This window comes from Methylobacterium sp. B4, from assembly GCF_003201865.1.
Taxonomy (GTDB): Bacteria; Pseudomonadota; Alphaproteobacteria; order Rhizobiales; family Beijerinckiaceae; genus Methylobacterium.
In genome coordinates, this window is record NZ_QJJJ01000021.1 from 14,793 (window position 1) to 36,808 (window position 22,016).

Below are 22,016 nucleotides of genomic sequence, written 5' to 3' on the forward strand. Positions count from 1 at the left end.
GACCTGACCCGTGACGCACGACGCCGGCTGGCCACCCCTCATCCTCGCCAACGCGCCCAACGGCGCGAGCCGCACGCAAGCCGATCATCCGGCCCTGCCGATGACGGCCGCCGAACTCGCCCGCACCGCCGCGGAGATCGCGGAGGCCGGCGCGGCGCTGATCCATATCCATGTCCGCGACGGGGAAGGCCGACACCTCCTCGACGCGGAGGCCTACCGCGCCGCCACCCGGGCGATCCGCGCCGAGATGGGCGACCGCCTCGTGGTGCAGATCACCTCGGAGGCCGCGGGGCGCTACGCCGCCCCGGAGCAGATCGCGGTGGTGCGCGCGGTGCGGCCCGAAGCGGTCTCGCTGGCGCTGCGCGAGATCGTGCCCGACGCGGCCGCCGAACCCGCGGCGGCCGATTTCTTCGCCTGGGCGCGGCGCGAGCGCGTCCTCCTCCAGGTCATCCTCTACGAGCCGGCCGAGGTGACCCGCTACGTGGAGCTGAAGGCGCGCGGCGTGCTCGGGGAGGGCGGGGATTTTCCCCTGTTCGTGCTCGGCCGCTACACCCCCGGGCAAGTCTCGCGGCCGGCCGACCTGCTGCCCTTCCTCGCGGTGGCCGGGGAGGAACTGCCGCTCTGGTCGATCTGCGCCTTCGGCCCGCGGGAGAATGCCTGCGCCCTGGCCGCGGCGGCCCTGGGCGGTCATGTCCGGGTCGGCTTCGAGAACAACCTGTTGAGCCCCGACGGGCGCCCGGCGGAGAACAACGCCGCCCAGATCCGCCGCGCCGCGGAGGGCGCCCGCCTCCTCGGCCGTCCGCTCGCCGACGCCGACGCGGCGCGGGCGATGATGGCCTGACCGGTTCCGGGCCGTCTCGGCGGCCCGCACCGGCCGACACGCCCGCGGTGCCGCCGTCGGCCGAGTCCGACAGGATCACGCCCCTCCGGCCGATCGGCGATCGGCCCTTACGCTGACTGGGCGGCGCCCGGCTTCCGTTCCGCCCGGCCTGGGGCCGGCTCGCGGCACTCTGCTTTCTATCGAGGCGGCATTCACTTCAGCGCGGAATGCCCTTACCGGGTTCTTGCCTGCATCGGGCTGAGGAAAGATTTTAATCCCTCGATTATCGAAGATTTGCAGATATTTTTATTCTGTTGTTTTTGCATTAAAATCGTAACAAGTCTTGTAATCTATCAATTGATGAGCCTCGGCTCGGCTGGTCCCCTCCCATCCGTCTCGCCAAGAAAGAGGCGCGAAAGCCAAGCGTGCCCGGCCGAGGACGGCGGCCCAGGCGCGATATCTCGGGGGAACCGACTTGAAATCTGGACAGAACGCGCGCCGCGCCGCGCTGGCCACCACCTTCGCGTGCCTGGCCGTGATGCCCGGCACGGCCCTGGCTCGTTCCGCTGCCCTTCCCGGTATCACCATCGGTCTGCCGACGGGCTGGCAGGTCCCGGAAGGCGTGCAGATGGCGATCACGACGAGCTTTGCCGAGCGCAGCACGCGGCCGCGGGACAATCAGGGCAACAACAATCTCGTCGTCTTCCTCTGGGCGACCCCCTGGAAGGTGCTGGGCGGGCAGCTGCGCTTCCTTCAGTCGTTTCCGTTCAACGCGCAGAGCCCGCAGGGCGGACCCTGGCAGGCGGGTCTGTTCCAGCCCCTGACGACGGCCCAGATCGCCTGGAAGATCAACGACAACCTCGGCGTCAGCTACTTCCTCGGCGGTTTCTGGCCCAGTGACACGCTCCTGGCGCTCCGGTCGGCCTCGATCGCCCAGCGCTTCGCGATCAGCTACGTCGGCGACGGCTGGAACGTCACGGCCAACCTCCACTACGGTACGATGCTGGCGGAGAATTCGCCGACCAACGTGCACTATTCCGACTACATGAACCTCGACCTGACCGCGACCAAGCGGATCGGCAAGTGGGCGGTCGGTGCCGTGGCCTTCGGCTCGACCGACCTGCCGACCAACCGGCCGGGCTATCGCCCCGTGGGACAGTTCGCGATGGGCGGCCTCGTTTCCTACGCGTTCGACACGTTCACCGTTCAGACCATGCTCACCCGCGACATCGCCCAGCGGAATCTCGGCGGCGAGGAGACGCGCGCCTGGATGCGCTTCCTCGTGCCGCTCTGGCGCCCGGAGAAGAAGCCCGATCAGGTTCCGAATCGGGTCACGGTCCGGCGCAACAGCGCCGCGGGGCCGGGGGTCGCCCGCGAGTGACGGAGCCGGCCCGCCTCAGGCGGGCCGGGCAGCGTTCAGCCCGAGGTTCGGGCGTGGTCGCTCCCCGGGAGCGGCTGCGCCTGCGCCGTGTGATGGGAGCGCAGGCGGAAGCCGAGGATCAGCAGCATCACGCCGAAGGCCACCGCGTAGGCGCCGAGCCACCATGTCAGCACCAGCGCCGACATGCCGGGATTGATGACCAGCGCGATCCCGAACAACACCGAGATCACCCCGCCGAGGCCGAGCCACCAGCGGCCGTAATGCGGGTGGAGGCGGAAGGCCGCCGCGATCATCAGCCCGCCCGAGAGCAGGGCCCAGGCCGCGACGAGGAGCACGAAGGCCCAGACCGCCGCCGCCGGCACGAGGAAGGCCGCCACGCCGACGACGATGTCGAGCAGCCCTTCGAGCAGCAGGAAGCCCCAGCGCTCGTGCCGCTGCGCCGCCCGGATCGCCGCGCCGATGCCGAACAGGCCGTCGACCAGCATGTAGGCCGAGAAGAACAGCACCAGCGAGAGCACGAAGGCGGCGGGCGCCAGGAAGGCCGCGAGGCCGAACAGGATGGCGAGCACGCCGCGCAGGGCCACGAGCCACCAGTTGCGGGCGAGCACCGCGTTCATCGCGTCGAGATGGGCCGGCCCGGTGGGCCGGGGGGCGGAGGGAGATGGGCCGGAGGCAGATGGGCCGGAGGCAGATGGGCCGGAGGGAGGTGTGGCCCCGGACGTGTCGGATGAACCCACCATCTTCCACTCCTTCGAGATCGACCGGCGAAATCGGCCGGTCGGCGCTGCGGGAACCGGCCGGCGCGGGACGCTTCTCCGGTACCATGGCGCAACGCCGGGTCGTGTCCTGCGTTCCGTCCAGCCCGACGTTGAGTTGCTTTCCCGGCGAAGAGGTTGCGTGAGAGCGAGCCGCGCCCGCTCGGTTCCTCGACGGGCGGGGACGGTTCATCCGGAGGCGGACCCTCGGCCCTCCTCGGCTTCAGCCCGCGTTCGCGGCGAGCCAGCGCTCGGCCCCCGAGAGGTCGTATCCGTGGCGGGCTCCCAGCGCCGCCACCTCGTCCCGGCGCAGGCGGCCGGCGAGCACCTCGCCGATCGCCCAGAGGGTGAGGGAGCGCGTGCCGCTGCGGCAATGGGCGACGACGGGGCCCCGCGCGCCCTCGACCGCGGCGTGAAAACGCTCGACCGCCTCGCGGGTCAGGGTCGGGCCGGTCACCGGCAAGTCGAGATAGGCCAGACCCGCTTCCTCGGCCGCCGCCCGCTCGGCCGCGGCGCCGGGCTGGTCCGGCTCCTCCCCGTCGGGACGGTTGTTGATGAGGAGCGCCACGCCTTCCCGCCCGAGGGCGGCGATCTCCTCGAGGCTCGGCTGGCCGGCGACCGAGAAGGTCGGGTCGATGGGCGTCCGCTTCATGTCGCTGGCCCTCGGGTCTGCCGCGTGCCGGGTTCCGCCAGGGCGGCCGGCTTCCGGATGGGACGATAACGCGGGCCTTGGCGTAGCGCGCACCCTGCGCGGCGGCAAGGCGGGCCGGGCGTCCCGAAGGATTGCCCCGGCGCACGTGACGCGGCCGCGCCGGGGAGCCGCGACGCCCTCCGCCCGGTTTTCCTCGCGCCCCGCGGAGCCGGGCGGTTTCGTGGGAGGGGAACGTGGTGGGGCGGCGCGCCCGGCGCTGGCGGGACGAGGATCCGGAGACCCACGGGCCGGCGCCCGCTTCCGTGCCGGTCTGCCCGCTCTGCGAGCGCCCGATTCCCCGGCACGCGCGCCAGAGCCTGCATCACCTCACGCCCAAGCTGAAGGGCGGGACCCACGGGGGGACGGTGCGGCTGCATCAGATCTGCCACTCGGCGATCCATGCCCGCTACAGCGAGGCCGAGATCGCCCGCCGGCTGGCACAGGTCGAGGCGCTGCGGGCCGACCCCGAGATCGCCCGCTTCCTGGCCTGGGTGCGCGACAAGCCCGACGACTTCCACGCCCCCACCCGCATGACCCGCGCCCGGCGCGACCGCCGCTGACCGGCCCGACCGTCTTGTCCGGGCATTAACCGCGCCGCGAGGTTGCCGGCCCGCGCTCAACCCGACTTAACCCCCCGGCAGCGAGGATGGCGGCTCGATTTCGCAGGCCCGAGCCCATGACCGCGCCCCAGACTGCGCTCCAGACCGCGCCCGCCTCCACGATGGCGGCCAGCCAGCCCCTCCGCCCGCGGCCCGAGGAGGCGGCCCGCCTCGCCTGGGTCGATGTCGCCAAGGGGCTGTGCATCATCCTCGTCGTGATGATGCACTCGACGCTCGGCACCGGAGAGGCGCTGGGCGGCGAGGGTTTCCTGCACACCGTCGTGGAATTCGCGCGCCCCTTCCGGATCCCGGATTTCTTCCTGCTCTCGGGGCTCTTCCTCGGCCGGGTGATCGACCGCGACTGGCGCCTGTTCGCGGATCGCCGCGTGGTCCACTTCGCCTATTTCTACGTCCTGTGGGTGGTGATCCAGTCGCTGTTCAAGGCGGGCCCGATCGTCGCGGGCGCGGAGGGGGTGGGCGCCCAGTTCGCGGCCTTCGGCCTGCATCTGGCCGAGGCGCTGGTGGTCCCTTACTCGACGCTGTGGTTCGTCTACCTGCTCGCGGTCTTCTCGGTGGTGACGAAGCTTCTCCACCGCCGCGTGCCCGGGCTCGTGCTGCTGGCCGCCGCCGCGCTCCTGCAGATCCTGCCGACCAGCAGCTGGCCCTACCTGCTCGACGAGTTCTGCGAGCGCTACGTCTACTTCCTGGGCGGCTACCTCTTCGCCGAATGGATCTTCCGCTTCGCCGACCGGGTGCGCGGGGCGGTCGTTCCGGCGCTGGCGGGCCTCGCCCTGTGGGCGCTGCTGGAGGCCGTCTTCGTCTTCACGCCGACGGGCATCGAGGCCGTGCCGACACTCGCCCGCCTGCCGGTGGTGAGCCTCGGGCTCGGCACCGTGGGCGCGCTCGCCATCGTCGCCTTCGCCGCCCTGATGACCCGCGCGGGCGGGCCCGTGACCGCGGCCCTGCGCGCCTGCGGCGAGCGCTCCATCGTGATCTATCTCGGCTTCTTCCTGCCGATGGCGCTGACCCGCACGCTGATCGTCAAGTTCAACCTCGCGCTTCCCGATCACGCCCTCGGCGTCGGCCTCGCGAGCCTGATCGTGACCGTCGTGGCGGTCACGCTGCCGCTCGCCTTCGAGCGGTTGGTGCGCGGCACCCGGCTCGACGTCCTGTTCCGGCGCCCGGCCGCCTTCCACATCGCCCCCGCGCCGGCCCGGACCGGCTGCTTGCCGCCCGCGTCGGTCGCGCCCCGCGAGGCGTGAGCCGCCGCAGGGGCTCAAGGCAGGTGCGGAGGACCGGCGCGGAGGCGAGGACGGAACCTTCGCGCCCCGCCCGTCGCTTCCCCCCGGCGCCCGCCGTCCCGTCGCGGGCGCGCTTCAGGAAGGGGCCGGCGCATGGCGAACGAGGTGGCGAACGAGACGAGCGCGGCGAGCGGCGACCCCGCCGAGGTGGTCCTGCGCGAGCCCCGCGACCGCGCCTACTGGGCGCGCCGGTTCGAAGTGCCGGTGGAGCAGGTGCAGGCGGCGGTCGAGGCGGTCGGCTCCGATGCGGCGCGGGTCGCCGCCCATCTCGGCAAGCCCTGGCCCTACGACAAGAGTGGCATCGTCTGAGACGGCCCGGTAAGCGCGCGGCGCCGCTCAACCCTGCGGCGCGCCCTCGGCGGTGCTTTGCGCGAGATGGTCGAGGAGCTGGCGCTCGTAGGCGATCAGCTCGCGCCCGCGCTTGATCGCGCGGTGATACTGGCGCGCCGAGAGTTCGTCCTGGATCGCGAGGATGTAGGGCCCCATGCTCGGTGAGGCCTTCATGATCTCCGTGGCCTGGCGCACGAACAGATCCTCGGCCTCCGGCGGGTTGTCGGCGAGGTAGATGAACTGGAGCGTGACGCAGAGCCGCTTGGCGGCGGTGTCGGCCTCGCTCTCGGTGAGGATCTCGCTCTCGCGCAGGAACTTGCATTGGTTCTCGATCACGAAGGTCGAGCGGCGGTCGCCGTTGCGGATCAGTGCGCCGTTGATGATCAGCCGTTCCTGAGGCTTGAGTTCGATGCGCAGCGCCATGGTTACTGATTCCTTGATTGGTCGAAACGGGGCAGCGGCCGTGAACTTCTCTTAACCATGATCGCGAAGCTTTGCGCGATGCTTGCGTTTGACGGGCGAAAGCAGCCCAATCCGACGATCGGATTAAGGTCTCGGCAAGGCGCGGGGTGGAGGGTCCGGGTGTCGCCAAAAGGGCGGCATCAAGACCCACAAGGATCGCCCCCATGTCTTCCGGCATCACGCTTTCGGCCGCCACCCGTCAGAACCTGCTCTCGCTGCAGGACACCTCGGCCCTGACGGCCACCACCCAGAACCGCCTCGCCACCGGCCTCAAGGTTTCCTCCGCCCTCGACAACCCCGTCAACTTCTTCACCGCGCAGAACCTGTCGAACCGCTCGACCGATCTGGGCGGCCTGCTCGACGGCATCTCGAACGGCATCCAGGCGATCCAGGCGGCCAACCAGGGCATCACCTCGATCCAGAAGCTGATCGACTCGGCGAAGTCCACCGCCAACCAGGCGCTCTCGACGCAGATCACCACGACCGGCACCGCGACGAGCGACTTTGCAGCCAGCACCTCGAGCACGACCTCGGTCAGCTTCTACGTCAACGGCACCAGCAAGACGGCGACCATTGCCTCCAATTCCACGATCGACGCGGCCATCACCGAACTCAACACCCAGGCCGGCTCGACGATGTTCTCCAAGGACACGACCGGCAAGAAGATCGTGCTGAACGCCAGCGCTGCCGTGGAGTTCAAGGCCTCCACCGACCAGACCGCGCTGGGCTTTGCCGGTGGCTCGACCTCGACTGCGAACAAGTACGGTTCCAGCAACGATACCATCAGCGCCGGCACGGACCTGACCGTTTCGGGTGTCGATGCCCGTAAGAAGCTGGCCGAGCAGTACAACAGCCTGCTGACCCAGATCACGCAGCTCGCCAAAGATTCGAGCTTCAACGGCACCAACCTGATCAGCAACGGTGATGCCTCGAACAAGCTGCACATCGCCTTCAACGAGAAGGACAGCTCGAACCTCGACGTGCAGGGGCAGGACCTGACCTCCGCCGGTCTCGACCTCGACTCGATCACCAGCAATTCGGGTGCGACCGTCGACGGCAAGGGCAACTTCCTGCTCGACGCCGGCATCAAGAGCACGCTGACCAGCCTGAGCTCGGCTTCGGATACCCTGCGCGCGGCGAGCTCGACGTTCGGCTCGAACCTCTCGGTGGTGCAGAACCGTCAGAGCTTCTCGAAGAACCTGATCAACGTGCTCGATACCGGCGCGGCGAACCTGACCAACGCCGACCTCAACCTCGAGGCGGCCAACTCCCAGGCGCTGTCGACCCGTCAGTCGCTGGGCATCTCGGCGCTGTCGCTCGCCAACCAGGCGCAGCAGAGCATCCTCCAGCTCCTGCGCTGATCGCGTCAGCTGAGACGTCGAACATCGGTGAATGAGACGGCCGGGACCTTGTCCCGGCCGTTCTCTCGTTCGAAAATCGAAGAATCTGAGATCAGGAAGGCATCGTTAACGCTACGGCAACCGAATGCGTGGTGAATTAACCTTAATGCCGGGTCGGTATCGATCTGAACGGGGTTGTTACCCATGTCTTCTAGTGTCACGCTTTCCGCCGCCACGCGCCAAAACCTGCTCTCGCTGCAGGACACCTCGGCCCTGACGGCGACCACCCAGAACCGTCTGGCGACGGGCCTGAAGGTCTCGTCGGCCCTCGACAACCCCGTCAACTTCTTCACCGCGCAATCCTTCAACAGCCGCTCGGGCGACCTCGGCTCGCTGCTCGACTCGATCTCCAACGGCATCCAGACGATCCAGGCGGCCAACCAGGGCATCACCTCGATCCAGAAGCTGATCGACTCGGCGAAATCGACTGCCAACCAAGCGCTCTCGACGCAGATCACCACGACCGGCACCGCGGCCAACGACTTCACCTCCGCGACCAACGCCACCGTCACCTTCTACGTCAACGGCACGAGCAAGACGGCGACCATCGCCACGGGCGATACGATCGACACGGCGATCGCGGCGCTGAACACGCAGGCCGGCTCGACGATGTTCTCGAAGGACACGACCGGCAAGAAGATCGTGCTGAACGCCAGCGCGGCAATCGAATTCGCGACGACGGGCAGCCAGACGGCTCTCGGCTTCACCGCCGGGACCGGCTCCGCCACGGCCAACAAGTACGGCACCGGCAACACGGCCGCGAGCAACAGCGCCAACCTGACCATCTCGGGCGTGGAGACCCGCAACAAGCTGGCCGAGCAATACAACAGCCTGCTGATCCAGATCTCGCAACTCGCCAAGGATTCGAGCTTCAACGGCGTGAATCTGATCAGCAACGGCGATTCGTCGAACAAGCTGCATATCGCCTTCAACGAGCGCGACACCGCCAACCTCGACGTCCAGGGTCAGGACCTGACGGCCGACGGCCTCGATCTCGATCCCATCACCGGCAATTCCGGCTCGACGACGAACGGCCAGGGCAACTTCCTGCTCGACGTGGACATCAAGGGCACGCTGACGAGCCTGACCGGCGCCTCGGACACCCTGCGCACGGCGAGTTCGACCTTCGGCTCGAACCTCTCGGTGGTGCAGAACCGGCAGGACTTCACCAAGCGGCTCGTGAACATCCTCGATACCGGCGCATCGAACCTGACCAACGCCGACCTCAACGAGGAGGCGGCCAATTCCCAGGCGCTGTCGACGCGCCAGTCGCTCGGCATCTCGGCGCTGTCGCTCGCCAACCAGGCGCAGCAGGGCATCCTCCAGCTCCTGCGCTGAGGCAGACGCCATCCGCGAGGCGGCCGGCCGCGCTGGCCGCCGCAGCCACGTCTCAAGGGGCGATCGCGCGAAGCGGTCGTCCCTTTTCGTCGTACGGGCCCGCGGCCGGACCCGACGGCGGCGCAGTCCGGCCCGTGGCGTCGGCGCGCGCGAGTCCATAAATCAGCCGCGTTGTGCGCCGCTTGATCGGCGTCGGCACGCCCTCCGCCGCGTCCCGTCCGGGATCCTCAGAATCGCTCGATGAACGTCATCCTGATCAAGCTGTTCGCGACCGCGCTGACCCTCAGCCAGGTCACGACGCGGCCCGACGCGGTGCGGACCCAGTTCGACCCCGCCAAGGACGGCGGGGAGGTCGTGGCGATCCTGCGCGACGGCTGCGCCCACATGCGCAAGTCCTTCGACATCGAGGACATCAACCTCGACGAACTCATCACCACGGCGATGGAGGATCCGAGTGCGGTGGCGGGCGACAGCGCGCCCAAGATTCTGCACGGGCTCGATCTCAACGAGTTGAACACGAGCTACAAGCAGTTCTGCAAGGGCGAGAACCCGGCTCAGTCGCCCTTCGATCCGGGCGCGGTGATCGCCTTCTACAACAACGCCGTGCGGGACCTGCCCTCGGCCGAGGCCCTGCGCGACATCCGGCTGCCCAGCGCCAGCCTGATCCTCGATTCCGCAGGCAAGCCCTATTCGGAGAGCTTCGAGGCCAATGGCCGGCGCCTCGTGGTGCCGATCGAGGGCGTGCCGGATCTCGTCCGACAAGCCTTCGTCGCGGCCGAGGACAAGCGCTTCTACCAGCACCGGGGCATCGACGAGCGCGGCGTGATCCGCGCCTTCGTCGGCAACCTCGCCTCGCCGGGGCGTCCGGCCGGCGGCTCGACCATCACGCAGCAGGTGGTGAAGAATCTCTCGGTGGGCGACGACGTCACCTACGAGCGCAAGATCCGCGAGATGATCGTGGCCTCGCGCCTGGAGCGCCTCCAGACCAAGCCGCAGATCCTCGGGCTCTACCTCAACGGCATCTATCTCGGCCGCGGCGCCTACGGCATCGAGATGGCCGCGCGCTCGTGGTTCGGGAAGTCGGTGGGCGCCCTCACCCTGCCGGAAGCCGCCCTCCTCGCCGGGTTACCAAAGGGGCCGAACTATTACAGCCCCGACAAATACCCCGAGCGGGCGCGCGAGCGCCGCGCCTACGTGCTCAGCCGCATGAAGGAGGAGGGCGCGATCACCGAGGCGCAGATGAACGCGGCGCTCGCCTCGGATCTCGGCATCAAGCCGCCGGAGGCCGCGCGCCAGGATTCCGGCTTCTACCTCGTCGACCACGTGGCCCGCGAGGCGCGCACCTTTGCCGGGCTCGAATCGCTCACCAAGGCCTCCTACACCGTGCGCGCCACGGTGAATGCGGGCCTGCAGAGTGCGCTGGAAGGCGCGCTGCAGGAAGGGCTCTCGACCTACGAGCGCGGCATCGGCCGCGCCCGCTACGAGGGGCCGGAGCTGAACCTCGCCGAAGCCGTCAAGCGCATCGAGGCCGCCACCCCGGCACCCGAACCGGCCGCGGAAGCCGCGCCGGCGCCCAAGGGAACGAAGGGCGCCAAATCGGCCAAGGCCCCCGCCAAGCCGGCGGTCCAGCCCGCCTGGCAGCGCGCGCTTCTCTCGGCCCGGCCGCCGCTCTACGACGTGCGCTGGCCGCTCGCGGTGGTGCTCCAGACGGGCAAGAACGGAACGCGGGTCGGGCTGCCCGATGGCCGCGTCGCGAGCCTCGAACCCGGCCCCGGGCGCGGAAAGCTCCAGCTCTACGACGCCGTGCGGGTACGCCTGCGCGAGGGCAGGGGCAGCCCCCGCGCCGACCTGCGGGTGCGCCCGTCCGTACAGGGCGCGGCCATCGTGCTCGAGAACCGGACCGGCAAGATCCTGGCGATGAGCGGGGGCTTCTCCTACCCCCTGAGCCAGCTCAACCGGGTGACGCAGACCGTGCGCCAGCCGGGTTCGACCCTGAAGCCGCTGACCTATCTCGCCGCCCTGAACGCGGGGATGCAGCCCAACACCCTGGTGATGGACGCGCCCGTCACGCTGCCGCCCATCGGCGGCATCGGCGATTCCTGGTCGCCGAAGAACTACGACGGCGGCGGCTCGGGCGCGACGACGATCCGGCGCGGCCTCGAATTCTCGAAGAACCTCGTCACCGCGCGCCTGCTCGAAGGCGGCATCGCGCCCAAGGCCCCCGCCAGCCTGCAGCGGGTCTGCGACATCGCGCTGGAGGCGCAGCTCTACGCCGAGTGCGAGCGCTACTACCCCTTCGTGCTCGGCGCGCAAGCCGTGCGGATGATCGATCTGGCGAGCTTCTACGCCGCCATCGCCAACGAGGGCGCGCGCCCGAGCGCCTACGCGCTGGAGGCGATCGAGCGCGACGGCAAGCCGGTCTACAGCCGGCCCGACAAGGCGCCGGTGCGGATCGGCTCGGCCGACCGGGTCGCCTTCTACCAGCTCAAGACCATGCTCCAGGGCGTGACCCGGCACGGCACGGCCGCGGCGCTCTCGAACATCTCCGCTTACGTCGCGGGCAAGACCGGCACCTCGGAGAACGAGAACGACGCGTGGTTCGCCGGCTTCTCGAACGAGATCACCGTGGTGGTCTGGGCCGGCTACGACAACGCCGACGGCGTGCGCCGGACGCTCGGCCGCGGCCAGACCGGCGGCCACGTCTCGGTGCCGATCGCGCGAGCCATCTTCCAGGCCGCCTGGGCCAACGGCGTGCCGCGCACGCCGCTCGCGCCCCCGTCCCCGGAGGCGAAGGCGCTCATCGCCGACCTTCCGATCGAGCCCCGCAGCGGCCAGCGCGTGGCCGGCGGCGGCTTCATCGAGCATTTCCGCCTCAAGGACGGGCGCGTCGCCGACACGCAATACGCGCTGGTGCCGCGCGAGACGCTCTACGCCATGCGCCCCGACGCCGAGGACGGCGACTATGCCAATTCCGAGGACGGGGCGGATGTTGCCGGCGACCTCTTCGGCAACCTGCCCGGCGGGCGCCGCGAGGGCACCGACCCCTTCGCCCAGCGGCGCGCCGAGCCGGATTCGGATCGGACCGCCGATCCCTGGGGTCTGCGCCGCGACCGCCGGGAGGAGCCGCAGGCCTGGCCCGGGCGCGACCGCTACGGGCAGGTCAACCCGGTGCCGTTCGGCTCGCCCTTCGACGACGACGGCGACCGGCGCACCCGCCAGCGCCGCCGCGATCCCGACTACCTCTTCGGCGACGACCCGGGCTACTGAGCCCGCGCCCGTTCACGCCGTCCCCCATCGACGCATCCGAGGTCCGCTTTGCCCAGGCAGTTTCCGGCCGCCCTCCTCGTCGCGCTCGCACTGGCCGCGCCGGCCCGCGCGCAGGACGCGGCCAAAGATCTTCCCAAGCCGACGGCGATCGTCTCCGACCGGGTGAAGGACGTGCCGGCCCTTAAGCCGGGCGATGTCGCCGGCCTCAAGCCCGGCACGGTGCTGTTCAGCGACCACCGCGAGGCCGCCTCGACCAATCCGGAGAGCGGGCTGATCGCCTTCGACGCGTGGCGCAAGGCGCGGGCAGCGGAAGCCGCCGCGCTGAGCCCCTGGCCCGGCTACACCGAGCCCGACTACACCCAGACCGTGAACGGCGTCGCCAAGCAGCGCCACGAGACCCTCAAGGTCTACGTCGCGGAAGGCCGCTTCGTCGTCGCCAAGCCGCCCTCCGCCATCGACCTCTCGGCCTTCGCCGGCATCGACTTCCTGGCCAAGATGGACCCGGTGATCCGCCACAAGCGGCTCGACCCGGCGGACGCGACGCCGACCAAGGACCCGGCGGCCGCCTTCGCGAAGCGCCCGGACCGGCCCTGGTGCGGGGCGGGGGGCGTCTGCATCGAGTCGCGCTACGACCTCGAAGGCAAGCTTCCCTTGGGCGTGAAGCTCGCCAACCGGCTCGAACTCGGCACCTCGAAGAAGATCGCGGAATTCGTCTCGTTCCAGAGCGAGTTGCGGGTGCTGCCGCCGGCCGAGGCGGCGGGCCTCTCGGCGCTGACCAAGATCGAGACGCCCATGGCCGGGGGGCTCGAACAGACCATCTTCTGGGTCAACCAGATCCTGCGCTTCGGCAAGTTCCTGGCGGTGATGCAGCCGGACCCGAACGACCCGGGCCGCACCGTGGTGACGACCTACATGGCGCTCGCCATCAAGGCCGACGTGCTCGACCGCAAGCAGGAATATGCCCGCGTGCCGGTGCTCAAGAACCTGCTTCCGGTGCAGGTGCTGATGGGCAACTCCTCGTTCAACACCGGCAGCTCGATCAGCGCAGGCGTGCCCACCTACGCCCGCAACCGCATCGTCGCCTTCGCCGACGCGCTGGCGAAGCCGTGAGACACGTTCTTCGCTGTCACCCATTCCTCACGAAAGTGTGAGCAAAGATGTCGCTGTCACCGATGGGCAACAGACATTCGCTGGTATATTGGATAATCTATCTCGACTCGTTCCTGAGACCGCGAGTCACCTCAGCCGGCGCGCCTTTCGTAGGCGCGCCGCTTTTTCGTTCGGGGCCCCTCACGGGCTGCCCGGACCCCGGGCGAGGCCGGCCAGGGTGAACAGGTCCACCGAGAGCTTGGCGCCGACCACCAAGGCGTCGGGGATGTTCTTCGGGTAGTACGGGAAGCGGGTCTGGTCCGGATTGATGATGTATTGCAGGTTCGGCGTCAGCCGGACCGCGGGCGAAACCTGGATGCCGTAGTTCAGCTCCATCATGATCTGATGCTTCGGGATCGTGCGGAACAGGCCGAGGGAGGCTTGCGCCGCCTCGATGTTGCCGCGCGCCAGCGGGCTGAAGGCCTGCGTGTTGATGACGAAGCCCACCGTGTCGTAGGGCCGCCCGGCGAAGGTGCCGGTCTGGAGCGCGCCGACCTCCAGGAAGTAATCCTCGACCAAGCGCCCCCCCCGTGCCCGCCATGGCGACGCCGAACAGGGTCAGGCCCTGGATGCCCTTGGGATCGGGGCGCCAGACCATCTGGTCGAAACGGGCATAGATCCCTGAGCGGCCGAAGCGCGTCGCAGGGGAGAACCCGGTGAGCACCCGGCGCCCGCCCGCCGCATCCAGCACCGGGTCCGTGTAGTCGGAGCGGTCGACCCAGCCGCCGATGCCGTAGTTGCGGGGCAGCGCGTCGTTGGCGAAGGTGGTGGAATAGCCGAGTTCGAACGGCACGATCGCGCCGGTGGCGCCCTTGGTCGAGAAGTCGAGGCCGTTGTCGCCCGGTTGCTGGTGCAGCGGGTTCACCTCGTAGGCGCCGACGTGGAAGAACACCGTATCGGTCAGCCACGCCTTGGCGTGCCCGCCCCAGCTCGCTACCGGCCAGAAGGTGAAGTTCGAGGTCTTGAAGACGAAGGTCGGGTTTCCGCAAGCGGAATTTGTCTGAAAGTTGCAGTAGATCGGCGAGTTGAGGAAGTTGATGTTGGCCACCAAGCGCCCGACTTCGATGTCGAGCCGGTTGTCGAACAGCTTCTGCTGGTAGGAGAGCAGGGTCAGCCGCGTGGTCTGGCCGCCGCCGAAGATCTCCTGCACGCTGGTGTTGTTGCCGATGAAGTCGTCGGCGAGGTTGCGGCCGTGGCGGTTCGTGACCGCGACGTGGACCGAGCCGCCCGCGATCCCCGCCAGCCGCTGCAGGTCGGCGTCGATGCCGAAGAAGAGCTGGCCGGCATAAGCCGAGCCCTGGCGGATGCCGCCGACCGGGTTGGCGACCGCCTGTCCCGTATAGTTGAGCAGGAACGAGAGGCCGTTGCCGAGATCGAAGGTGCCGGGCGGCAGGGCGGGGGGCGTCGCCGATTGGCCGAGCACGTCGGCCGCCGCCGCCGCGCTGCCGTCGTCGCCGAAGGTCCGCCGCGGCGGGAGGCGCCGTGCGGCCCGCCGCAGGGCCGGGCGGCGGATCGTGGCGGGCGCGCCGATCGGGACCCCGGCGAGACCCGGTTGCGCGGGCGGCTCCTGCGCCTCGGCCGCGCCCGCGAGCGCGGTGCTGAGGCCGAACGCGACCCATGCTGCCTTTCCAGCCCTCATTTCATTCCCCCTCACTCGACGTTTTCCCGGCCCGGTTGCTCGGACCCTGTCATGTAATCAATCATAGATTGTATTGCGGGCCGCGATCCGGGACGAAGCGGAAGCGACCGCGGTCGATCGTTGGCCCGGCGGCGCCGGAGGCTCCGGCGCCGACCGTCCGTTCAGGCCGCGCGCTTCTTGAGAAGGCCGACCAGCAGGCCGGTCACCAGGGTGCCGGCGGCGAGCGCGATCAGCGCGCCCGTCACGTTGGTCACGGCATTGGGGATCGGCAGCACGAACAGGCCGCCATGGGGCACCTTCAGGGTCACGCCCGAGGTCAGGGCGATGGCCCCGGCGAGCGCGGAGCCGGCCACCATGGAGGGGATCACCCGCAGCGGGTCGGCCGCGGCGAAGGGGATCGCTCCTTCCGTGATGAAGGCGGCGCCGAGCACGGCCGCCGCGCCGCCCGCCTCGCGCTCCGGCGCGGTGAAGCGGGACGGGAACAGGCGGGTGGCCAGCGCGATCCCGAGCGGGGGCGTCATGCCGCCCAGCATCACCGCCGCCATCGGCGCGTCGACGCCCGAGGAGAGCAGCGCCGCGGCGGAGGCGTAGGCCGCCTTGTTGATCGGCCCCCCCATGTCGACCGCCATCATCCCGCCGAGCACGAGGCCGAGCACCAGCGCGCTCGCCCCCTGCATGCCCTTGAGCCAGTCGGTGAGCGCGGCGAGGATCGCGGCCACCGGCACGCCGACGACGTAGACCATCAGCAGGCCGGTGATGGCGGTGGCCAGCAGCGGCAGGATCAGGACGGGCTTCAGGCCCTCCAGGTTCTTATGCAGGCGGATGTGACGATTGAGGAAAGCCGTCGTGTATCCGGCGATGAAGCCTGCCGCGATGCCTCCGAGAAAGCCCGCCTGGAGATTGGCGGCCAGCATGCCGCCGATCATGCCGGGCGCGATGCCGGGCCGGTCCGCGATCGAGTAGGCGATGTAGCCGGCCAGCGCCGGGACGATCAGGGCGAAGGCCGCCTTGGCGCCGATCTCGCCGAGCGCGTAGCCGAGCGTGCCCGCGTTCTCCGGCTTCATCGCGTCGATGCCGCCGACAGCGAAGGCGAGTGCGATCAGGAGGCCGCCCGCCACCACGAAGGGCAGCATGAAGGACACGCCGGTCATCAGGTGCTTGTAGGCACCGGCCTTCTTCTCCGCCGCTTCCGGCCGCGCCGGCCCCTCCGCCTTTGCCTCGCCGCCGGCGGGCTGAAGCTGTGCCTCGGCCAGCGCGGTGGCGATCAGGCCCTTGCCGTCCCGGATCGCGGCCTTGGTGCTCGCGGCGTAGACCCGCTTGCCGGCAAAACGCCCTCGGTCGACCCCGGTATCGGCGGCAATGATCACGATGTCGGCCGCGGCGATCTCGGGCGCCGTCAGCGCGTCGCGGGCGCCGACCGATCCTTGCGTCTCCACGCGCACGTCGTGGCCGAGCGCCTGGGCCGCCGCCTGGATGCCCTCGGCCGCCATGAAGGTGTGGGCGATGCCGGTGGGGCAGGAGGTGACCGCCACGATTCTTTTGGGGCCGGCCGCGGCGGGGGAGGGGGCCTCCGCCCCGGCGCTCAGGCGATCGAACACGGCGTTGACGTCGGTGAGCACGTCCTCGAGCGCCGCCCGCGCCCGGTGCAGCGCGCCGAACCGTCCCTCGCCGAGATCGCCTTCGCCGACGAGCAGCACGGTCTTCGCCTGCGCGATGGCCGCCTCGGAGAGCGGGTTGCCGCTCGCGCCCTTGCCGCGGATCTCGAGGGCGATGGGGGTGTTGCGCCGCCCGGCCGCCCTGCGCAGGGCCTCGGCGGCGAGGACGGCGTGGGTGGAGAGGTCTCCGCCTCCCACCACGGCCAGAAGCTGTGCCATGGGTTTCCTCCTCGGATTCTTTTTCGAGCTGTCCGCTGCCGCGCATCCCTCTCCCCTCTGCGGGAGAGGGTGGCCCCGAAGGGGTCGGGTGAGGGATCGGCTCAGGTCTTTCCGGAAGCGTCGCTCCCCTCTCCCGCCTCGCATCCGCGAGGCACCCTTCCCCGCAGAGGGGAGAGGGCTTTTTCACGCGCTCAGTCGAGCCGTTCCACCCGGATCTCCCGCGCGAGCGCCTCCACCTCCGCCCGCCCCGGCAGGTTCGCTCCCGTGCGGCTGAGCTTGCCCGCGGCGAAGGCGAGCGCCCGGCGGGCGAGGTCGGGCAGGGGCAGGCGGTCGTGCAGGCCGGCGACGAGGCCGGCGACGAGCGCGTCGCCCGCGCCGACCGTGCTCGCCACCCGCGTCGGCGGCGGCAGCGCCCGCACGGCGCCCTCGGACGAGACGAGCAGCGCGCCCTCCGCCCCGAGCGAGACGCAGACCAGGGCGATGCCCCGGCTCTGGAGTTCCCTTGCCGCGACGAGCACGTCCGCGCGTTCGGGAAGCGGGCGCCCGGCCCATTCCTCCAACTCGTGCCGGTTCGGCTTGATCGCGTCGGGCAAGCTCTCCCGCCTGGCGGCGAGTGCGGCGGCAAGCGCCGGACCGGAGGCGTCGAGGACGACGCGGGCACCGCGCCGCTTCATCTCGGCGGTGAGCCGGGCGTAGGTATCCGTGGGTGCCGAGCGCGGCAGGCTGCCGGCGAGCACCGCGAGGTCTCCTGGGCCGGTCAGGTCGGCGAGCACCGCCCGCACCGCCTCGATCGTGGAGGGGCCGATATCGAGCCCCGGCAGGTTGATGTCGGTGGTGTCGCCGCGCGAGGCGTCGAGCAGCTTGAGGTTCGTGCGCGTCTCGCCGGGAATCCAGACGAAGCGGTCGTCGATGCCCTTGGCCGCGAGAAGCTGCGAGAAGGGCGCGGCGTTGTCCTGGCCGAGCACGCCGGTGGCGGCGACCGCCAGGCCCCAATCGGCGAGGCAGCAGGCGACGTTGACGCCCTTGCCGCCGGCATCGGCCCAGACCGAGCGGGCGCGGTGGACGTGGCCGGGGGTGAGGCTGTCGAGGGTGACGGTCTGGTCGATCGCCGGGTTGAGGGTGAGGGTGACGAGGCTCATGCGCGCTCTCCCGTCTCAAGGGTGTCGAGGGCGCGCACGGCCGCCGCGTCCTCCTGCGCGCAGGCCTGCGCCGCGAGCGCCTTCAGTTCGGCGCTGTCGGCGGCGCGCAGGCGCGCCTTCACGCCGGGCAGGTCGCGGGGCGTCATCGAGAGCTCGTGGACGCCCAGGCCCGCGAGCAGGCAGGCCCCGAAGGGATCGCCCGCGATGCCGCCGCAGACCCCGACGAAGCGCCCGTGCCGGGCCGCGCCCTCGCAGGTCATGCGGATCAGCCGCAGCACCGCCGGGTGGAGCGAGTCGGCCTCGGGCGCCAGCTCCGTGTTCTGGCGGTCGATGGCGAGCGTGTACTGGGTGAGGTCGTTGGTGCCGATCGAGAAGAAGTCGCAGTGCCGGGCGAGCACGTCGGCCTGGATCGCGGCGGCCGGCACCTCGATCATGATGCCGAGCGGCACCTCCGGCGCGCCGATTTCCCGGCGGATTGCCTCGCAGATCTCCCGCAGCCGCAGCACCTCCGGCACCGAGGTGATCATCGGCATCATGATCGAGAGCGGCGCGTCCTTGCCTCTCGGCGCGCCCGCCGGCACGTGGTCCTTGGCGGCGCGATAGAGGGCGCGCAGCTGCGGCTCCATCAGGTCCGGGCGGCGCAGCAGCAGGCGTGCGCCGCGCACGCCGAGGAAGGGGTTTTCCTCACGCGGCAGGTGGAGATGGGCGACCTGCTTGTCGCCGCCGATATCGAGGGTGCGCACGATCAGCGGACGGCCCGCCAGCGCCTTCAGCATGCACGCATAGGTCGCGTACTGGTCAGCCTCGCCCGGGGTGTCGCCCCGCTCCAGGAACAGGAACTCGGTGCGCATCAGGCCGACGCCCTCCGCGCCCTGGTCGAGTGCCAGCGGCACCTGCTCGGGATTGTTGACGTTGGCGCCGATGGCGATGCGGTGGCCGTCGCGGGTCTCGGCCGGCCGCGCCCGCTCGCGGGCCTCGGCCTCGGCCTGCTCGCGCTGGCGGGCGCGCCAGCTCTCGGCGGAGGCGATGTCGGCCTCGCTCGGGTCGAGGTAGAGCCGGCCGGTGGTGCCGTCGAGGATCGCAACCGTATGGTTGGGAAGCCCCAGCAGGCCGGGCCCGCCCGCGACCGCGGCCGGAATGCCGAGCGTGCGCGCCAGGATCGCCGTGTGCGAGGTCGGCCCGCCTTGCGCGGTGGCGAGCCCGATCACCCGGGCCGGGTCGAGCCCGGCCGTGTCGGAGGGGGCGAGGTCGGGGGCGATCAGGATGCAGGGCACGTCCGGCAGGTCGTGGCCGCTCTTCAGGGCCGGATCGATCTGCGCCAGCACCCGGCGGCCGACATCGCGCAGGTCGGCGGCGCGGGCGGCGAGAACGGGGTTGCCGAGCGCCGCGAGCCGGCCCGCCATCCGCTCCACCGCGGCGTTCCAGGCGAAGGCCACGCCGTGGCCCTCGACCATGAGCTGGCAGGCGAGCGTGATGAGGTCGGTATCCGCGATCAGCTCGCCCTGCGCGGAAAAGATGCCGGCATCGGCCTTGCCGAGGCGCCGCTCGGTGTCGTCGGCGAGCGCCCTGAGCTGCCCGCCCGTGGCGGCGAGCGCCCGGTGCAGCCGGTCGGCGCCGGAGGTCAGCGGCTCGGGCTCGTCGGGCACGCTGATCTCGGCCGCCGCCAGCACGTGCACGGGGCCGATGGCGATGCCGGGGCTGGCGCCGATGCCGGCCATCACCCGCGGCGCGTCGGCGGGGTTCCACCCGGCCACCGGGGCGGCGGCCTTCGCCGCGGCGTCCGCCGCACGCTGGGCGGCGGCCTTCTCGCCGGCGCTCAGAGACGTCACCGCGGCGCAGATTTTGGCGAGCGCCCCGGCCTCGTCGTCGCCCTCGGCCGAGATCGTCACCTCGTCGCCGCAGCGCAGGCCGAGCTGCAGCAGCGCGATCAGGTTCTTGGCATCCGCCACCCCATCGCCGTGGCGCACCTGGATGCGCGCGGCCAGCGAGCGGGCGGTCTCGACCCAGTGCGCGGCGGGCCGTGCGTGCAGGCCGGTCGGGTAATCGACGGTCCAGTCGAAGCGCTGGCGCAGGTCGCCGACGGGGCCGGAGGCAGCCGGCGCGGCGGCGTCCTCGGTCAGCGCTGCGGCGATGTCCGCCTCGCTGCCCGTGGTGCGGAGCTGTTCGAGGCGCGCCTCGTCCTGGATCAGGCGGGTGAGGCGGCGCAGCACCGTGATGTGGGTGTCCGACTGCGCGGCGATGGCGACCACGAGATGCGCGGTCTGGCCGTCGTGCCACGCGATGCCGTCCGGGATCTGGAGCACGGCGAGCCCACTCTCGCGCACGAGGTGGCGGTCGTCGACCATGCCGTGCGGGATGACGACGCCGTGGCCGAGTTAGGTGTTCGCCACCCCCTCCCGGCGCAGCATGCTGGCGCCGTAGGCCCCGTCGATGCAGCCGGCGGCGGTGAGCAGCCCGGCGGCCTCGCGGATCGCGGCCTCCTTGCTCGCGGGGGCGGCGGCCAGGCGCACCAACAGGCGGGGCCCGGTGCGCGGGTTTGCGAAGGTCGGCGTCTGCGCGAGCATGGCGTGCTCTCCTCCCTGTCGAGGTCGCCCCGATCGATGCGCCGGGTACGAATGTGCTGTGTTGTGCCTATGAAAACGTTTTCACATCCTATGTCAATCTACGTTCGGCAACAAAGTGCCGATCCCGTCTTGTCGACCCTGCTCAACGGTGGCAGAACCGCGCCATGGCAATGAAAACGTTTCCCTCCCGATGAGCGTCGGCATCCGCGACGTGGCCCGCGCTGCGGGCGTCTCGACGGCGACGGTCTCGCGTGCGCTCGGGCGCGGCCCCGTGAGCGACGCGGTGCGCGAGCAGGTCGAGGCGGCGGTGCGTGCCACCGGCTACCGGCCCAACCTCTCGGCCCGCCGCCTGCGCTCGAAGGCGGCGCAGACCATCGGCCTGATCGTGGCCGATATCCGCAACCCGTTCTTCACGGCGGTGAGCCGGGCGGTGGAGGACGCGGCCTATGCCGCCGGGATGCGGGTGATCCTGTGCAACACCGACGAGGATCCGGCCCGCGAGGCGATGTATCTGCGCCTGATGGAGGAGGAGCGCGTCACCGGCGTGATCTTCGCGCCCACCCGCGCGACGGCGGAGGGGCTCAAGGCGGACAGCCTGTCCTTTCCCACGGTCTTCATCGACCGCTCGGGGCTGCCCGGCGCCCATGACAGCGTGGTACTCGACAACCCGGCCGCGGCCTCGGCCCTGGTCGAGCACCTCGTCGCGCAGGGCTTCACCCGCATCGGCGGCCTGTTCGGCTCGACCAGTTCCACCGCCCGGGAGCGCCAGGCCGGCTACGAGGCGGCCATGGACCGCTCCGGCCTCACCCCGCTCGCCCGCTCCGTGGCTCCGAACGCGGCCGCGGCGGAAGCGGAAGCCGCGCGCTGGCTCGCGCAAGCCGACCGGCCCGAGGCGCTGATCCTCTCGAACGGCCTGATCCTGATGGGGGCGGTGCGCGCGGCGCGCACCCTCGGTCTCGCCGTTCCCGCCGACCTCGCGCTCGCGGGCTTCGACAACGAGCCTTGGACCGATCTGGTCGAGCCCGGCCTCACCGTGATCGAGCAGCCGGTGGCCGAGATCGGCGCCCAGGCGATGCGCCTGTTGTTCGAGCGCATCGAGAGTCCGGGTCAGCCGGTGCGCAAGGTGACCTTGAGCGGGCGGGCGGTGCTGCGCGGCTCGACGCGGCGGGGATAGGGCCGATCAGCCCATCGGGGTCGATCGGCTTCGATCGGGCGGAATGAGCGGCGCTCCGTCGTCGCGAGGCGCAGCCGAAGCGATCCAGGCGCTCCGCCCTCTTCGGACAGGTCGCGCAACCGGATCGCTTCGC

15 protein-coding genes and 2 pseudogenes are annotated in these 22,016 nt (G+C 70.7%); 10 read left to right on the top strand and 7 right to left on the bottom strand.

Going from position 1 to position 22,016, the window contains the following annotated elements; genetic code table 11:
* Nucleotides 1-10: 10 nt before the first annotated feature.
* Both BY998_RS19365 and BY998_RS19370 read left to right on the top strand, forming a co-directional pair.
* A complete protein-coding gene (locus tag BY998_RS19365) occupies nt 11-841 on the top strand; it encodes a 3-keto-5-aminohexanoate cleavage protein (protein WP_110353307.1) in 831 nt (276 codons plus the stop codon).
* Nucleotides 842-1,295: 454 nt separating this feature from the next.
* Entirely contained in the window at nt 1,296-2,201 is a 906-nt protein-coding gene (locus BY998_RS19370) for a transporter (RefSeq protein WP_245421658.1), read from the top strand.
* A 35-nt stretch (nt 2,202-2,236) separates the two neighbouring features.
* On the opposite strand, the gene BY998_RS19375 is transcribed toward BY998_RS19370, so the two are convergent.
* Together BY998_RS19375 and BY998_RS19380 are read right to left on the bottom strand one after the other, a co-directional pair.
* Complete coding sequence (locus BY998_RS19375; RefSeq protein ID WP_110353309.1) at nt 2,237-2,941, bottom strand: HdeD family acid-resistance protein; 705 nt, start codon at nt 2,939-2,941, stop codon at nt 2,237-2,239.
* 238 nt (nt 2,942-3,179) lie between these two features.
* Nucleotides 3,180-3,608, bottom strand: a complete 429-nt coding sequence (locus BY998_RS19380; protein WP_110353311.1) for a TIGR01244 family sulfur transferase — start codon at nt 3,606-3,608, stop codon at nt 3,180-3,182.
* Nucleotides 3,609-3,841: 233 nt separating this feature from the next.
* On the opposite strand from BY998_RS19380, the gene BY998_RS19385 reads away from it, so the two are divergent.
* The 3 genes from BY998_RS19385 to BY998_RS19395 all read left to right on the top strand — a co-directional run bounded on the left by BY998_RS19385 (nt 3,842) and on the right by BY998_RS19395 (nt 5,856).
* Nucleotides 3,842-4,207 (top strand): restriction endonuclease, encoded by a 366-nt coding sequence (locus BY998_RS19385; RefSeq protein ID WP_110353312.1) that lies wholly within the window; start codon nt 3,842-3,844, stop codon nt 4,205-4,207.
* Nucleotides 4,208-4,368: 161 nt separating this feature from the next.
* Nucleotides 4,369-5,508 carry an acyltransferase family protein gene (locus BY998_RS19390; protein ID WP_245421662.1) on the top strand — a complete coding sequence of 380 codons (1,140 nt, stop codon included), beginning with the start codon at nt 4,369-4,371 and terminating at the stop codon, nt 5,506-5,508.
* A 132-nt stretch (nt 5,509-5,640) separates the two neighbouring features.
* Nucleotides 5,641-5,856 carry a DUF3606 domain-containing protein gene (locus tag BY998_RS19395; RefSeq protein ID WP_110353316.1) on the top strand — a complete coding sequence of 72 codons (216 nt, stop codon included), beginning with the start codon at nt 5,641-5,643 and terminating at the stop codon, nt 5,854-5,856.
* A gap of 27 nt (nt 5,857-5,883) precedes the next feature.
* On the opposite strand, the gene BY998_RS19400 is transcribed toward BY998_RS19395, so the two are convergent.
* Complete coding sequence (locus tag BY998_RS19400; protein ID WP_110353318.1) at nt 5,884-6,300, bottom strand: flagellar biosynthesis repressor FlbT; 417 nt, start codon at nt 6,298-6,300, stop codon at nt 5,884-5,886.
* A gap of 203 nt (nt 6,301-6,503) precedes the next feature.
* On the opposite strand from BY998_RS19400, the gene BY998_RS19405 reads away from it, so the two are divergent.
* The 4 genes from BY998_RS19405 to BY998_RS19420 all read left to right on the top strand — a co-directional run bounded on the left by BY998_RS19405 (nt 6,504) and on the right by BY998_RS19420 (nt 13,454).
* On the top strand, nt 6,504-7,700 hold the full coding sequence (locus BY998_RS19405) for a flagellin (protein ID WP_110353320.1): 1,197 nt from the start codon (nt 6,504-6,506) through the stop codon (nt 7,698-7,700).
* Nucleotides 7,701-7,883: 183 nt separating this feature from the next.
* Nucleotides 7,884-9,077 carry a flagellin gene (locus tag BY998_RS19410; protein WP_110353322.1) on the top strand — a complete coding sequence of 398 codons (1,194 nt, stop codon included), beginning with the start codon at nt 7,884-7,886 and terminating at the stop codon, nt 9,075-9,077.
* 240 nt (nt 9,078-9,317) lie between these two features.
* Nucleotides 9,318-12,344 carry a transglycosylase domain-containing protein gene (locus BY998_RS19415; RefSeq protein ID WP_110353323.1) on the top strand — a complete coding sequence of 1,009 codons (3,027 nt, stop codon included), beginning with the start codon at nt 9,318-9,320 and terminating at the stop codon, nt 12,342-12,344.
* A 48-nt stretch (nt 12,345-12,392) separates the two neighbouring features.
* On the top strand, nt 12,393-13,454 hold the full coding sequence (locus tag BY998_RS19420; protein WP_110353325.1) for a hypothetical protein: 1,062 nt from the start codon (nt 12,393-12,395) through the stop codon (nt 13,452-13,454).
* A 180-nt stretch (nt 13,455-13,634) separates the two neighbouring features.
* Here the strand turns inward: BY998_RS19420 and BY998_RS19425 are convergent.
* From BY998_RS19425 to ptsP, 4 genes and pseudogenes are all read right to left on the bottom strand, one after another.
* Nucleotides 13,635-15,132, bottom strand: a pseudogene (locus BY998_RS19425) (carbohydrate porin).
* Between the two features lie 161 nt (nt 15,133-15,293).
* Nucleotides 15,294-17,006, bottom strand: a complete 1,713-nt coding sequence (locus BY998_RS19430) for a fructose-specific PTS transporter subunit EIIC (RefSeq protein ID WP_110353327.1) — start codon at nt 17,004-17,006, stop codon at nt 15,294-15,296.
* A 191-nt stretch (nt 17,007-17,197) separates the two neighbouring features.
* Nucleotides 17,198-18,145 carry a 1-phosphofructokinase gene (pfkB, locus tag BY998_RS19440; protein WP_110353329.1) on the bottom strand — a complete coding sequence of 316 codons (948 nt, stop codon included), beginning with the start codon at nt 18,143-18,145 and terminating at the stop codon, nt 17,198-17,200.
* A pseudogene (gene ptsP / locus BY998_RS19445) lies at nt 18,142-20,709 on the bottom strand (phosphoenolpyruvate--protein phosphotransferase). The gene pfkB and the pseudogene ptsP overlap by 4 nt, the downstream one beginning before the upstream one ends.
* A 190-nt stretch (nt 20,710-20,899) precedes the next feature.
* Here ptsP and BY998_RS19450 point away from each other — a divergent pair.
* Nucleotides 20,900-21,883, top strand: coding sequence for a LacI family DNA-binding transcriptional regulator (locus BY998_RS19450; RefSeq protein ID WP_110353331.1), 984 nt, complete (start codon nt 20,900-20,902; stop codon nt 21,881-21,883).
* Nucleotides 21,884-22,016: the final 133 nt, after the last annotated feature.

Coding starts and splice junctions, on each gene's coding strand:
- BY998_RS19375 (WP_110353309.1), bottom strand. CDS start 2,941: ATGGTGGGTTCATCCGACACGTCCGGGGCCACACCTCCCTCCGGCCCA.
- BY998_RS19405 (WP_110353320.1), top strand. CDS start 6,504: ATGTCTTCCGGCATCACGCTTTCGGCCGCCACCCGTCAGAACCTGCTC.
- BY998_RS19430 (WP_110353327.1), bottom strand. CDS start 17,006: ATGGCACAGCTTCTGGCCGTGGTGGGAGGCGGAGACCTCTCCACCCAC.
- BY998_RS19380 (WP_110353311.1), bottom strand. CDS start 3,608: ATGAAGCGGACGCCCATCGACCCGACCTTCTCGGTCGCCGGCCAGCCG.
- BY998_RS19415 (WP_110353323.1), top strand. CDS start 9,318: ATGAACGTCATCCTGATCAAGCTGTTCGCGACCGCGCTGACCCTCAGC.
- BY998_RS19395 (WP_110353316.1), top strand. CDS start 5,641: ATGGCGAACGAGGTGGCGAACGAGACGAGCGCGGCGAGCGGCGACCCC.
- BY998_RS19390 (WP_245421662.1), top strand. CDS start 4,369: ATGGCGGCCAGCCAGCCCCTCCGCCCGCGGCCCGAGGAGGCGGCCCGC.
- pfkB (WP_110353329.1), bottom strand. CDS start 18,145: ATGAGCCTCGTCACCCTCACCCTCAACCCGGCGATCGACCAGACCGTC.
- BY998_RS19400 (WP_110353318.1), bottom strand. CDS start 6,300: ATGGCGCTGCGCATCGAACTCAAGCCTCAGGAACGGCTGATCATCAAC.
- BY998_RS19410 (WP_110353322.1), top strand. CDS start 7,884: ATGTCTTCTAGTGTCACGCTTTCCGCCGCCACGCGCCAAAACCTGCTC.
- BY998_RS19450 (WP_110353331.1), top strand. CDS start 20,900: ATGAGCGTCGGCATCCGCGACGTGGCCCGCGCTGCGGGCGTCTCGACG.